This window comes from Pseudomonas sp. S3_A09, assembly GCF_054668065.1.
Genome location: NZ_CP162752.1, coordinates 1,468,478 through 1,481,969, shown reverse-complemented (window position 1 = coordinate 1,481,969; position 13,492 = coordinate 1,468,478). Strand labels below are relative to the sequence as shown.

Genomic DNA, 13,492 nt, shown 5'->3' with positions numbered 1-13,492 from the left:
CTAAGGTTGTTAAAGAAAGCCGGGCATTCTAGCAGAAACTTTCTTCAGGTGAAGGACGACGTTAGCTTTCATGGCATAACCTTAGGCTGTTCTGTAAGATTTGCTCCCCTTTCCCGTGTCCGAGAGCGCCTCCCTTGCTGCAAAACATTCGTGTCGTCTTGGTCAATACCAGTCATCCCGGCAACATCGGCGGGGTGGCGCGAGCCATGAAAAACATGGGGCTGACGCGCCTGGTGCTGGTCGAACCGCGCGTGTTCCCGCACCACGAGGCCGATGCCCGTGCGTCCGGCGCCAATGACCTCCTCGAAAAGGCCCAGGTCGTCGCCACCTTAGAAGACGCCTTGGTCGGCTGCAATCTGGTGCTCGGCACCAGCGCCCGCGACCGTCGCATCCCCTGGCCGCTGCTCGATCCGCGTGAATGCGGAACCAAAGTGGTCGAGGAGGCCGCGGGCGGCGCTGAAATCGCCTTGGTCTTTGGCCGTGAAGATTCCGGCCTGACCAATGAAGAGCTGCAGCGATGTCATTACCACGTGCACATCCCATCAGACCCTGAGTTCAGTTCGTTGAACCTCGGGGCCGCGGTGCAGGTGTTGACTTACGAAGTGCGCATGGCCTGGCTGGCCGCTGCTGGTCAGCCGAGCAAGGTAGAGAAGGAAGAGGTTGCGTCGACCAAAAGTGGCGAGTTGGCCACCATGGACGAGCTGGAGCGGTTCTATGAGCACCTGGAGCAAACCCTGGTGGCCATCGAATTCCTCGATCCGGAAAAGCCACGGCACTTGATGGCGCGCCTGCGTCGCCTTTACGGACGCAGCTCGGTCAGCCGGGCGGAAATGAATATATTGCGTGGCATCCTCACGGAGACCCAGAAAGCGGCCCGTGGCGAGCTTCTTAAGCGGAAGGATTAAAAATGTTCGAGCGTTTGCGAGAAGATATCCAGAGTGTTTTCCACCGTGACCCGGCGGCGCGCAACGCCTTTGAAGTGCTGACGTGCTACCCGGGCATGCACGCCATCTGGATTCACCGGCTGTCCGGTGCCTTGTGGGGCATGGGTTGGAAATGGCTGGCTCGGTTGGTGTCGAACTTTGGTCGGTGGCTGACCGGGATCGAGATTCATCCGGGGGCCAAGGTAGGGCGCCGCTTCTTCATTGATCATGGCATGGGCATCGTGATTGGCGAGACCGCTGAAATCGGCGATGACGTGACCCTCTACCAGGGCGTGACGCTTGGTGGTACCACCTGGAACAAAGGCAAGCGCCACCCAACCTTGGGTGATGGCGTGGTGGTAGGGGCGGGCGCGAAGGTGCTTGGCCCGTTCACCGTCGGCGCGGGCGCCAAGGTCGGCTCCAATGCCGTGGTGACCAAGGCGGTGCCGCCTGGCGCAACTGTGGTGGGTATTCCTGGCCGAATCATCGTCAAGCCGGAAGTCGGCGATGAGCAGGAAGCCAAGCGCAAGGCCATGGCCGAGAAGATCGGCTTCGATGCCTACGGCGTCAGCGAAGACATGCCCGACCCTGTGGCACGCGCCATTGGCCAATTGCTCGACCATCTGCAGGCGGTGGATGGCAAGTTGGACGGTATGTGCGGCGCGCTGAAGGAGCTGGGCAGCAGCTACTGTGCGAAAGATCTGCCTGAGTTGCGCGAAGAAGACTTCGCCGAGATCAAGAGCGAAACTGCCACCAAGGCTGGCTGAGGTCTGAGGATCACCCGAGATTCCCTGTGGGAGGGGGCTTGCCCCCGATAGCGGTCTGTCAGCCATGGATTTCTTGGCTGACCTGCTGCCGTCGGGGGCAAGCCCCCTTCCACATTTTGGTCTCGATTCCTGCCTGGCCCTGTTCCTGCTGTTCGTGCTCACCCCATTCTGCTATGATTCGCGCGCCCTTTTTACGGGTAATCCTGACTAAAGTACTAGGTCTTATAGTTGACTTAAATACTCGGGAATCGCATACTTGCTCCCATTCTGAAACACCTTGGTACTTGTCCATGAGACTGACTACAAAAGGCCGATACGCGGTGACTGCCATGCTCGACCTGGCTTTGCATGCGCAAACTGGGCCGGTGTCCCTGGCCGATATCTCTGAGCGCCAAGGCATTTCCCTGTCCTACCTCGAACAGCTGTTCGCCAAATTGCGCCGTAGCAACCTGGTTTCCAGTGTGCGCGGGCCAGGCGGTGGTTACCAGTTGTCCCGCGACATGCAGGGTATCCAGGTCGCTCAGGTGATCGACGCGGTCAACGAATCCGTCGACGCCACCAAATGCCAGGGCCTGGGTGATTGCCACGCCGGCGACACCTGCCTGACACACCACCTGTGGTGTGACTTGAGCCTGCAGATCCATGAGTTTTTGAGTGGTATCAGCTTGGCTGATCTTGTGACTCGCCGTGAGGTGCAAGAAGTAGCCCAGCGTCAGGACCAGCGCCGTTGCAATACCAAGGCGCCGCGTCTGGACAAGATCGAAGCGTCCGCCGTCGAGTAACAGCCGCAGAGCTAACGGCACGCCAGCCAGCCTGATTTAGGAGAAAGTCCATGAAATTGCCGATTTACCTTGATTACTCAGCGACCACCCCGGTTGATCCGCGTGTCGCGCAAAAGATGAGCGAATGCCTGCTGGTTGACGGAAACTTCGGCAACCCAGCCTCCCGTTCCCACGTATTCGGCTGGAAAGCCGAGGAAGCGGTCGAGAACGCGCGTCGCCAAGTCGCTGATCTGGTCAATGCCGATCCGCGTGAAATCGTCTGGACCTCCGGTGCCACCGAGTCCGACAACCTGGCTATCAAGGGCGCGGCGCATTTCTACGCGACCAAAGGCAAACACCTGATCACCACCAAGATTGAGCACAAGGCTGTCCTCGACACCATGCGCCAACTGGAGCGTGAAGGTTTCGAGGTCACCTACCTCGAGCCAACCACCGACGGTATCGTCACCCCGGCCATGATCGAAGCCGCGCTGCGTGAAGACACCATTCTGGTTTCCGTGATCCACGTGAACAACGAAATCGGCACCATCAACGACATCGCGGCCATCGGCGAGCTGACTCGCTCGAAGGGTATCCTGCTGCACGTCGACGCTGCTCAGTCCACCGGCAAGGTCGATATCGACCTGTCGAAACTGAAGGTCGACCTGATGTCGTTCTCTGCCCACAAGACCTACGGCCCTAAAGGCATCGGCGCCCTGTACGTGAGCCGCAAGCCACGCGTGCGCATCGAAGCCACCATGCACGGCGGCGGTCACGAGCGCGGCATGCGTTCGGGCACCCTGGCGACCCACCAGATCGTCGGCATGGGCGAAGCCTTCCGTGTAGCCAAGGAAGACATGGCTGCCGAAAACGTGCGCATCAAGGCCCTGAGTGATCGCTTCTACAAGCAGGTCGAGAACCTTGAGGAGCTGTACATCAACGGCAGCATGACCGCCCGTGTACCGCACAACCTGAATTTGAGCTTCAACTACGTCGAAGGCGAGTCGCTGATCATGGCGCTCAAGGACCTGGCGGTTTCGTCCGGCTCGGCCTGCACCTCGGCGTCCCTTGAGCCTTCGTATGTGCTGCGCGCCCTGGGCCGCAACGACGAATTGGCACACAGCTCGATCCGCTTTACGTTCGGCCGCTTCACCACCGAAGAACAAGTCGACTACGCCGCGCAGAAAGTCTGCGAAGCCGTCAACAAGCTGCGCGTTCTGTCGCCGCTGTGGGACATGTACAAAGACGGCGTCGATATTTCCAAGATCGAGTGGGCGGCACACTAACTATAGAAGCCGCCACCCCAGCTCTGTAGGAACGTGGCGGAAAACGCAGGCGTTTCTACAGGGTTCCAGAGCGGCCCTGATGAGTGAGGATTCAGTACCATGGCTTACAGCGAAAAGGTCATCGACCACTACGAAAACCCGCGTAACGTCGGCAAGATGGACGCGGAAGACCCAGATGTCGGCACCGGCATGGTTGGCGCTCCGGCGTGCGGCGATGTGATGCGCCTGCAGATCAAGGTCAACGACAACGGCGTTATCGAAGATGCCAAGTTCAAGACCTACGGCTGCGGTTCCGCTATCGCCTCCAGCTCCCTGGCGACCGAATGGATGAAAGGCAAGACCCTGGATGAGGCTGTCACCATCAGCAACACCCAGCTGGCCGAAGAGCTGGCCCTGCCGCCAGTGAAAATCCACTGCTCGGTACTCGCTGAAGACGCCATCAAGGCGGCCGTTCGCGACTACAAGCAGAAGAAAGGCTTGATCTAAGCATTTGGCGACGAGTAAGGAGTCAACGATGGCTATCAGCATGACAGAAGCGGCTGCACAGCACATTCGCCGCTCCCTGAATGGGCGCGGTAAAGGTGAGGGGATTCGTCTGGGTGTTCGCACCACAGGCTGTTCCGGCCTTGCCTACGTGCTGGAGTTTGTCGACGAGGTGGTTGCGGAAGACCAGGTGTTCGAAAGTCACGGCGAGAAAGTGATCATCGACCCTAAGAGCCTGACCTACCTGGACGGCACCGAACTCGATTTCGTCAAGGAAGGGTTGAACGAAGGCTTCAAGTTCAACAACCCCAACGTGCGCGGTGAATGTGGCTGCGGCGAAAGCTTCAACATCTGAGGCTATTCGTGGGTACTCCTTGTCATTTCGCTTTATTCGAGCTGCAGCCGAGCTTTCGGCTGGACCTTGAGCAGCTTGCCACGCGTTACCGAGAACTGGCGCGTGGCGTGCATCCAGACCGCTTCGCTGACGCTTCCGAGCGTGAGCAACGCCGGGCGCTGGAGCAATCGGCCAGCCTCAACGAAGCCTATCAGACCCTCAAAAGTCCCCCGAAGCGCGCGCGTTACCTGCTCGCGATGAACGGTGGCGAGCTGCCCCTTGAAGTCACGGTGCACGACCCGGATTTCCTGATGCAGCAGATGCAGTGGCGCGAAGAGCTTGAAGATTTGCAGGACGAAGCTGATCTTGCGGGCGTCGCTGTCTTCAAGCGTCGCCTGAAAGCGGCCCAGGATGAGCTCAACGAAAGCTTCGCAGCCTGTTGGGATGATGCAGCGCAACGTGAACAGGCCGAACGCCTGATGCGGCGCATGCAGTTCCTCGACAAGCTCACCTACGAAGTGCGCCAGCTAGAAGAGCGCCTCGACGATTAACCCAGTGTGCTGCCCGTGATGCACGCCTGATAGACAGATAAGACCTGATTACCATGGCCCTACTGCAAATCGCCGAACCCGGCCAAAGCCCTCAACCGCACCAGCGTCGCCTGGCGGTCGGGATTGACCTGGGCACCACCAATTCCCTGGTTGCTGCCTTGCGCAGCGGCCTGTCCGAGCCGTTGCCCGATGCCGATGGCCAGGTCATCCTGCCGTCTGCCGTGCGTTATCACGCCGATCGCACCGAAGTCGGTGAGTCGGCCAAGTTGGCGGCGTCTACCGATCCGTTGAACACCGTGCTGTCGGTCAAGCGCTTGATGGGTCGTGGTTTGTCCGACGTCAAGCAATTGGGCGACCAACTGCCGTACCGCTTCGTTGGCGGTGAGTCCCATATGCCGTTCATCGACACCGTCCAGGGCCCGAAAAGCCCGGTGGAAGTGTCGGCCGATATCCTCAAGGTGCTGCGCCAGCGCGCGGAAAAAACCCTGGGCGGCGAACTGGTGGGTGCAGTCATCACCGTTCCGGCTTATTTCGATGACGCTCAGCGCCAGGCCACCAAGGACGCGGCGAAACTCGCCGGCCTGAATGTGCTGCGCCTGCTCAACGAGCCCACTGCGGCGGCCGTGGCTTATGGCCTCGATCAGCACGCAGAAGGCCTGGTCGCTATTTACGACCTGGGCGGCGGTACCTTTGATATTTCGATACTGCGCCTGACTGGCGGTGTCTTTGAAGTGCTCGCGACCGGTGGCGACAGCGCCCTGGGTGGCGATGACTTCGATCACGCCATTGCGGGCTGGATCATCAGCAGCGCCGGTTTGTCCGCCGACCTGGACCCGGGCGAGCAGCGCAACCTGCTGCAAACCGCGTGCGCCGCCAAAGAGGCGCTGACAGATGCTGCAACTGTTGAAGTGTCCTACGGCACCTGGTCAGCTCAGCTGACCCGTGAAGCCTTCGATGCGTTGATCGAACCGATGGTCGCCCGCAGCCTGAAAGCCTGCCGCCGTGCCGTGCGTGATTCTGGTATCGAGCTGGAAGACGTCGGTGCCGTGGTCATGGTCGGTGGTTCCACTCGCGTGCCACGCGTGCGTGAGGCTGTCGCCGAAGCCTTTGGCCGCCAGCCACTGACTGAAATCGACCCGGACCAGGTGGTTGCCATCGGCGCCGCGATCCAGGCCGATACCCTGGCCGGTAACAAGCGTGATGGTGGCGAATTACTGCTACTCGACGTGATTCCGCTGTCCCTGGGCCTGGAAACCATGGGCGGCCTGATGGAGAAGGTGATTCCACGCAACACCACCATCCCCGTCGCCCGCGCCCAGGATTTCACCACGTATAAAGATGGCCAGACGGCCATGATGATTCATGTGCTGCAAGGCGAGCGTGAGCTGATCAGCGATTGCCGCTCCCTGGCGCGCTTCGAATTGCGCGGCATTCCGGCGATGGTGGCGGGTGCGGCGAAGATTCGTGTGACGTACCAGGTGGATGCCGATGGCCTGCTCAGCGTGGCCGCCCGTGAATTGGCGTCCGGCGTAGAAGCCAGCATCCAGGTCAAGCCGTCGTACGGGCTGACCGACGGCGAAATTGCCAAGATGCTCAAGGACTCGTTCCAGTATGCCAGTGACGACAAGGTCGCCCGCGTGTTGCGTGAGCAGCAAGTGGATGCCCAGCGCCTGCTCGAAGCGGTGCAGGGCGCCTTGGATGCTGACGGCGAGCGCCTGCTGGACGCCGAAGAGCGCATGGTCATCGACCTGCAGATGCAGGAACTGGCCGAACTGATGAAAGGCAATGATGGCTATGCCATCGAGCAACAGACCAAGCGCTTGTCGCAGGTGACTGATGCCTTTGCCGCCCGCCGCATGGATCAGACGGTGAAAGCCGCACTGGCCGGGCGCAACCTGAATGAAATCGAGGAATAATCAATGCCGCAGGTCATTTTTCTGCCACACGCCGAGCACTGCCCGGACGGTATGGTCGTGGAGGCTGAGACCGGCAAGTCCATCCTCGAAGTTGCCCATGACAACCATATCGAGATCGAAAGCGCCTGCGGCGGTGTGTGCGCTTGCACCACGTGCCACTGCGTGATTCGTGAGGGCTTCAACTCGCTCAACGAAGCCGATGAGCTGGAAGAAGACTATCTTGATAGAGCCTGGGGCCTGGAAGCGACTTCGCGCCTGACCTGCCAGGCTATCGTCGGGACTGAAGATATCACCGTCGAAATTCCGAAGTATTCCCTCAACCATGCTGCCGAAGCGCCGCATTGATTCAAGGAAGTGTCATGAGTCTTAAATGGGTTGATGTACAAGAGATCGCTATCCTGTTGGCCGATGCCAACCCCGATCTGGATCCGTACTCCCTGAACTTTGTAGCTTTGCGTGACATGGTCATGGCACTGCCGGGGTTCGAAGATGAGCGTGATCGCGGCGGTGAGAAGGTTCTGGAAGCTATCCAGACTGCCTGGAAAGAAGAACAGGACTGACGCCTCCCTTTACGCAGTTAGGCAATACCCAATAACCCGCGTATAATTCGCGGGTTTAATTTTTCGTAAATTACCGTTTCTGGAGTTACACCATGGCTGTTCAACGTACTTTCTCCATCATCAAGCCTGACGCTGTTGCAAAAAACGTCATCGGCGAGATCACCACTCGTTTCGAAAAAGCCGGCCTGAAGGTTGTAGCTTCGAAACTCAAGCAACTGTCCAAGGCTGAAGCTGAAGGCTTCTACGCTGAGCACAGCGCTCGTGGCTTCTTCGGCGACCTGGTTGCCTTCATGATCTCCGGTCCTGTTGTTGTTCAGGTTCTGGAAGGTGAAAACGCTATCGCTCTGAACCGTGAGCTGATGGGCGCTACCAACCCTAAAGAAGCTGCTGCCGGCACCATCCGTGCTGACTTCGCTGAGTCCATCGACGCCAACGCTGTACACGGTTCGGACTCCGAAGCCGCTGCTGCTCGCGAAATCTCGTACTTCTTCGCAGCTACTGAAGTAACCGCTCGCTAAGCATCGGCTTAAAGAGTGAGGGTGAATCCATGACGACATCGACTGTAAAAACCAACCTGCTGGGTCTGACCCAGCCGGAAATGGAGAAATTCTTCGACTCAATCGGGGAGAAGCGTTTCCGTGCCGGTCAGGTAATGAAATGGATTCACCACTTTGGCGTCGACGATTTCGACGCCATGACGAACGTCAGCAAGGCCCTGCGCGACAAGCTCAAGGCCATTGCTGAGGTCCGTGGTCCCGAAGTGGTCAGCGAGGACATCTCCAGCGACGGCACCCGCAAATGGGTGGTGCGCGTGGCGTCCGGCAGCTGCGTCGAGACCGTGTACATTCCCCAGGGCAAGCGCGGTACCTTGTGCGTTTCGTCCCAGGCAGGCTGTGCCCTGGACTGCAGTTTCTGCTCCACCGGCAAGCAAGGCTTCAATAGCAACCTCACCGCCGCTGAAGTGATCGGCCAGGTGTGGATTGCCAACAAATCCTTTGGCAGCGTCCCGGCGACCGTCGACCGTGCCATCACCAACGTGGTGATGATGGGCATGGGTGAGCCGCTGCTGAACTTCGACAACGTCATTTCGGCCATGCACCTGATGATGGACGACCTGGGCTACGGCATTTCCAAGCGCCGCGTGACCCTGTCGACCTCCGGCGTGGTACCGATGATCGATGAGCTGGCCAAGCACATCGACGTCTCCCTGGCGTTGTCACTGCACGCACCCAATGACGCATTGCGTAACCAATTGGTGCCAATCAACAAGAAGTATCCGCTTAAAATGCTGCTCGAATCTTGCCAGCGTTACATGGCGACCTTGGGCGAAAAACGTGTGTTGACCATTGAGTACACCTTGCTCAAGGACATCAACGACAAGGTCGAGCACGCGGTCGAGATGATCGAGTTGCTCAAGGACACGCCGTGCAAGATCAACCTGATCCCGTTTAACCCGTTTCCACATTCTGGCTACGAGCGGCCGAGCAACAACGCCATCCGCCGTTTCCAGGATCAACTGCACCAGGCTGGCTACAACGTGACCGTGCGCACCACCCGTGGTGAAGACATCGACGCCGCCTGTGGCCAATTGGTAGGGCAGGTGATGGACCGTACCCGCCGCAGCGAACGTTATATCGCCGGACGCGAAGTGAGCGCCGCCGACGATTTACCGCTGATCGCTGTGAATCGAATCTGAGAGAGGATCTCTATGCCATTGCGCCTTGCGCTGCTTTTGCTTGTTACCGGTCTCGCGGCCGGTTGTGTTTCATCGGGTCATGAGAGCCCTTTGCAAACCGGTAAAGGCCGTGAGGAGGCGCGGGTTGCCTATGTGCAGCTGGGCTTGGGTTACCTGCAACAAGGCATGAGCGAGCACGCCAAGGTGCCGTTGAAGAAAGCGCTTGAGCTGGACAGCGACGATCCCGATGCCAATGGCGCACTGGCCCTGGTGTTCCAGGCCCAGGCCGAGCCGGAACTGGCCGAACAGTATTTCCATAAGGCCCTGGCTGCCCGTCCTGCCGACCCACGGCTGCTGAACAATTACGGCAGCTTCCTGTTCGAGCAGACACGTTATGACCAGGCCGCCCTTTATTTCCAGCAAGCCAGCACTGATACCCTCTATCCTGAGCGTTCGAGGGTGTTCGAGAACCTTGGGGTTACCTCGATGCGCCTCGGCCAGCGTGACAGCGCTCGCCAGCACCTGGAAAAAGCCCTGCATTTGAACGGTCGCCAGCCTCGGGCATTGCTTGAAATGGCTGAGTTGTCCTACGAAGACAGGCATTATGTGCCGGCACGTGACTATTACGAGCGCTTTAGCCTGCTCAGCGGGCAAAATGCACGTAGTCTATTGCTCGGCGTGCGCTTGGCGACGGTTCATGAAGAACGCGACACGGCCGCACGTTTTGGCCAGCAACTCGAACGACTCTATCCCGGTACGCCGGAATATCAGCAATACCTGTCGGAGCAATGATGAAAGCGGCGCACCCGGAAGTTGTAGCAGCTAATCGCGTAAACCCAGGCGACACCTTGCGTCAGGCCCGTGAAAGCAATGGTTGGTCGCTGGCGGAAGTGGCCCTCAAGCTCAATCTGACCACGACGTCCCTGGGCAATCTGGAAGCTGGCGCGTTCGATAAGCTGCCTGGGCACACCTTTGCCCGTGGCTATATCCGCGCCTATGCCAAATTGCTGGGTATCGACCAGGCCATACTGGTCCAGGAATTCGACCAGTTCACCGGCACCGACTCCCAGGGCAGCAACGTGCACGGCCTGGGTCGCATCGAAGAGCCTGTACGGGTTTCCCACACGATTTTGCGTATTGTCAGCCTGTTGCTGCTGATCGCGGTCATCGGTGGCGGTTTCGTCTGGTGGCAGGACCAGGCCTCCCAACGTACCAAGGACCTGACCAGCAACGCCATGGAGCACGTCGAAGTCGAAAGCGCCGACGGCACCACTCAGATTCATCCGCTGGACGAGCCGGAAGACCAGGCCGTTGCCGAAGGCCAGGCCTTGCCTGAAGCACCGGTTGCCACCGAGCAGCCAGCAGCACCGGAAACCGCGCCAGCCGCGACCGCTGCCGCACCGACTCCCGCGACGCCGGCTGCTCCGGTTGCCCAGACACCGGCAACTCCCGTGCAGACGCCAGCGACGCCGGCTCCCGCCGCTCCGGTAGCGCCTGCTATTTCGCCGCCCACCTCACCAGCGTTGATCGCCGGTGATGGTCGTGTACAGATCACCTTCATCGCTGACTGCTGGACGCAGGTCACCGATGGCAATGGCAAAGTGCTGTTTAGCGGTCTGAAGCGTAAGGGAGATACGCTTGACCAGGGCGGCAAGCCTCCTTTGACGCTGCGTCTGGGTTTTGCCCGTGGCGCGCAAGTGGCCTACAACGGCCAGCCTGTGGACGTAGCGCCGTTCACCACCGGCGAAACTGCTCGCCTGAAGTTGGGACAATAGTCATGCACGGCGAATCTCCAATCAAACGTCGCGTATCGCGCAAGATCTGGGTCGGCTCGGTGCCGGTGGGTGGCGATGCCCCCATCGCGGTCCAGAGCATGACCAACAGCGACACCAATGACGTGGCCGCCACCGTTGCCCAGATCAACCGTCTGGAAGCTGCGGGCGTGGACATCGTGCGCGTGTCCGTGCCGGACATGGACGCTGCCGAAGCTTTTGGTCGCATCAAGCAACTGGTCAAGGTGCCGTTGGTTGCCGACATTCACTTCGACTACAAGATCGCGTTGCGTGTGGCCGAACTGGGTGTGGACTGCCTGCGTATCAACCCGGGCAACATCGGTCGTGAAGACCGTGTGCGTGCGGTGGTGGACGCGGCCCGCGACCGTGGCATTCCAATCCGTATCGGCGTCAACGCCGGCTCGCTGGAAAAAGACCTGCAAAAGAAATACGGCGAGCCGACGCCGGCAGCGCTGGTTGAATCGGCGCTGCGCCACGTTGAACACCTTGAACGCCTGAATTTCCAGGACTTCAAGGTCAGCGTAAAGGCCTCCGACGTGTTCATGGCAGTAGAAGCCTACCGCCTGCTGGCCAAGGAAATCGTGCAGCCGTTGCACCTGGGTATCACTGAAGCGGGCGGTTTACGCTCAGGCACAGTGAAATCTGCGGTGGGTCTCGGTATGCTGCTCGCCGAAGGAATTGGCGATACTATCCGCATCTCGCTGGCGGCAGACCCTGTAGAGGAAGTGAAAGTCGGTTACGACATCCTCAAGTCCCTGCGTTTGCGTTCCCGTGGCATCAATTTCATTGCCTGCCCGAGCTGCTCGCGGCAGAACTTCGACGTGGTGAAAACCATGAACGACTTGGAGTTGCGCCTTGAAGACCTGCTGGTGCCGCTGGATGTTGCGGTTATCGGTTGTGTGGTCAACGGGCCGGGCGAAGCCAAAGAAGCCCATGTGGGCCTGACCGGTGGTACGCCGAACCTGATCTACATCGACGGCAAGCCGTCGCAGAAGTTGACGAATGACAATCTGGTGGATGAGCTGGAAAAGCTGATCCGCGAGAAAGCGGCCGAGAAGGTCGCGGCTGACGCAGCGCTGATCGCGCGCGGCTAAGAACGAATTTAAGGATTTGATGTGAGCAAGTCTTTGCAAGCCATTCGTGGCATGAACGACATCCTGCCGGAACAGACGCCGCTGTGGCGCTATTTCGAGGGCACTGTCGCGCGCCTGCTGGATAACTACGGTTATAAGCAGATCCGCATGCCGATTGTCGAGTTCACCGAGCTGTTCAAACGCTCCATCGGTGAAGTGACTGACATCGTCGAAAAAGAGATGTACACCTTTGAAGATCGCAACGGCGACTCCCTGACCCTGCGTCCGGAAGGCACTGCCGCGTGCGTGCGCGCCGTGCTTGAGCATGGCCTCACCGGTGCTGGCCAGCCGCAAAAGTTGTGGTACATCGGCCCGATGTTTCGTCACGAACGCCCCCAGAAAGGCCGTTATCGCCAGTTTCACCAGATCGGCCTGGAAGTGTTCAACATCGACGGCCCGGACATCGACGCCGAGCTGATCGTGCTGACCTGGCGCCTGTGGGGCCTGCTGGGTATCCGCGACGCGGTCAAGCTTGAACTCAACAGCCTGGGTACCAGCGAATCCCGCGGCCGCTATAAAGTGGCCCTGGTCGAGTACCTGTCGGCCCACCTGGACAAGTTGGACGAAGACAGCCAGCGCCGTCTGAAGACCAACCCGTTGCGCGTCCTCGATACCAAGAACGCCGACACCCAGGCCGTGCTGGTCAATGCGCCGAAAATGGCCGATTACCTGGACGACGAGTCCCGTATCCACTTCGAGGGCCTCAAGGCTCGTCTGGAGGCGGCCGGTATTCCGTTCGAAATCAACACCAAACTGGTGCGCGGCCTCGATTATTACAGCAAGACCGTGTTCGAGTGGGTCACCGACAAACTCGGCGCCCAGGGCACCGTGTGTGCCGGTGGTCGTTACGACGGCCTGGTCGAGCAGATGGGCGGCAAACCGACCACCGGTGTGGGCTTCGCTATGGGCATCGAGCGGCTGATCCTGCTGCTGGAAACCCTGGAGAAGGTCCCGGAAGAGATCTCCCGTCAGGTGGACGTGTACCTGTGCGCCTTTGGCGAGGCCGCCGAACTGGCTGCCCTGGCCCTGAGCGAAAAGGTCCGCGACCAACTGCCAAACCTGCGCCTGCAAGTCAATGCCGGCGCCGGCAGCTTCAAGAGCCAGTTCAAGAAGGCCGACAAGAGCGGTGCGCTGTATGCATTGATCCTTGGCGATGACGAGCTGGCCCAGCAAGTGATAGGTTTCAAACCCCTGCGTGGCCAGGGCGAGCAACAGAACATTGCCTTTGATGCGCTCGCTGCGCACTTGGCCACCTGCGTCGTGCAGGGTTGAAGCTGTCGAACAGCCGAATTTAGCGATTAAGGAGTATT

Annotated in this window: 16 protein-coding genes; all 16 read left to right on the top strand. The window is 59.5% G+C overall.

From position 1 onward, the window contains the following. The first annotated feature begins 134 nt into the window (after positions 1–134). On the top strand, positions 135–905 hold the full coding sequence (gene trmJ, locus AB4N92_RS07015) for a tRNA (cytosine(32)/uridine(32)-2'-O)-methyltransferase TrmJ (RefSeq protein WP_010207895.1): 771 nt from the start codon (positions 135–137) through the stop codon (positions 903–905). Positions 906–907: 2 nt separating this feature from the next. After that, a complete protein-coding gene (gene cysE / locus AB4N92_RS07010) occupies positions 908–1,690 on the top strand; it encodes a serine O-acetyltransferase (protein ID WP_124364300.1) in 783 nt (260 codons plus the stop codon). A 290-nt stretch (positions 1,691–1,980) separates the two neighbouring features. After that, positions 1,981–2,472: a Fe-S cluster assembly transcriptional regulator IscR gene (iscR, locus tag AB4N92_RS07005; protein ID WP_003194020.1), complete on the top strand. Its 492-nt coding sequence runs from the start codon at positions 1,981–1,983 to the stop codon at positions 2,470–2,472. A gap of 50 nt (positions 2,473–2,522) precedes the next feature. Next, positions 2,523–3,737 (top strand): IscS subfamily cysteine desulfurase, encoded by a 1,215-nt coding sequence (locus tag AB4N92_RS07000; protein WP_010207898.1) that lies wholly within the window; start codon positions 2,523–2,525, stop codon positions 3,735–3,737. 99 nt (positions 3,738–3,836) lie between these two features. Further along, on the top strand, positions 3,837–4,223 hold the full coding sequence (gene iscU, locus AB4N92_RS06995) for a Fe-S cluster assembly scaffold IscU (RefSeq protein WP_010207899.1): 387 nt from the start codon (positions 3,837–3,839) through the stop codon (positions 4,221–4,223). Positions 4,224–4,251: 28 nt separating this feature from the next. Further along, positions 4,252–4,575 (top strand): iron-sulfur cluster assembly protein IscA, encoded by a 324-nt coding sequence (gene iscA, locus AB4N92_RS06990; protein WP_003175963.1) that lies wholly within the window; start codon positions 4,252–4,254, stop codon positions 4,573–4,575. Positions 4,576–4,583: 8 nt separating this feature from the next. Beyond that, complete coding sequence (gene hscB / locus AB4N92_RS06985) at positions 4,584–5,105, top strand: co-chaperone HscB (RefSeq protein ID WP_042571611.1); 522 nt, start codon at positions 4,584–4,586, stop codon at positions 5,103–5,105. 53 nt (positions 5,106–5,158) lie between these two features. Next, on the top strand, positions 5,159–7,021 hold the full coding sequence (gene hscA, locus AB4N92_RS06980) for a Fe-S protein assembly chaperone HscA (RefSeq protein ID WP_010207902.1): 1,863 nt from the start codon (positions 5,159–5,161) through the stop codon (positions 7,019–7,021). A 3-nt stretch (positions 7,022–7,024) separates the two neighbouring features. Then, positions 7,025–7,366, top strand: coding sequence for an ISC system 2Fe-2S type ferredoxin (gene fdx, locus AB4N92_RS06975; RefSeq protein ID WP_010207904.1), 342 nt, complete (start codon positions 7,025–7,027; stop codon positions 7,364–7,366). Between the two features lie 14 nt (positions 7,367–7,380). After that, the gene (gene iscX, locus AB4N92_RS06970) at positions 7,381–7,581 is read left to right on the top strand and encodes a Fe-S cluster assembly protein IscX (RefSeq protein WP_016977667.1); all 201 of its coding nucleotides are present in this window, start codon (positions 7,381–7,383) and stop codon (positions 7,579–7,581) included. Between the two features lie 92 nt (positions 7,582–7,673). Beyond that, the gene (gene ndk / locus AB4N92_RS06965) at positions 7,674–8,099 is read left to right on the top strand and encodes a nucleoside-diphosphate kinase (RefSeq protein WP_003175956.1); all 426 of its coding nucleotides are present in this window, start codon (positions 7,674–7,676) and stop codon (positions 8,097–8,099) included. Between the two features lie 29 nt (positions 8,100–8,128). Beyond that, on the top strand, positions 8,129–9,277 hold the full coding sequence (gene rlmN, locus AB4N92_RS06960) for a dual-specificity RNA methyltransferase RlmN (protein WP_010207907.1): 1,149 nt from the start codon (positions 8,129–8,131) through the stop codon (positions 9,275–9,277). Between the two features lie 12 nt (positions 9,278–9,289). Then, entirely contained in the window at positions 9,290–10,048 is a 759-nt protein-coding gene (gene pilW / locus AB4N92_RS06955; RefSeq protein ID WP_010207908.1) for a type IV pilus biogenesis/stability protein PilW, read from the top strand. Further along, positions 10,048–11,031 carry a RodZ domain-containing protein gene (locus tag AB4N92_RS06950; protein ID WP_460129614.1) on the top strand — a complete coding sequence of 328 codons (984 nt, stop codon included), beginning with the start codon at positions 10,048–10,050 and terminating at the stop codon, positions 11,029–11,031. The genes pilW and AB4N92_RS06950 overlap by 1 nt, the downstream gene beginning before the upstream one ends. Positions 11,032–11,033: 2 nt before the next feature. Beyond that, positions 11,034–12,143: a flavodoxin-dependent (E)-4-hydroxy-3-methylbut-2-enyl-diphosphate synthase gene (gene ispG / locus AB4N92_RS06945; protein WP_003175952.1), complete on the top strand. Its 1,110-nt coding sequence runs from the start codon at positions 11,034–11,036 to the stop codon at positions 12,141–12,143. A 21-nt stretch (positions 12,144–12,164) separates the two neighbouring features. Next, a complete protein-coding gene (hisS, locus tag AB4N92_RS06940; RefSeq protein WP_010207913.1) occupies positions 12,165–13,454 on the top strand; it encodes a histidine--tRNA ligase in 1,290 nt (429 codons plus the stop codon). The last annotated feature ends 38 nt before the right edge of the window (positions 13,455–13,492 follow it).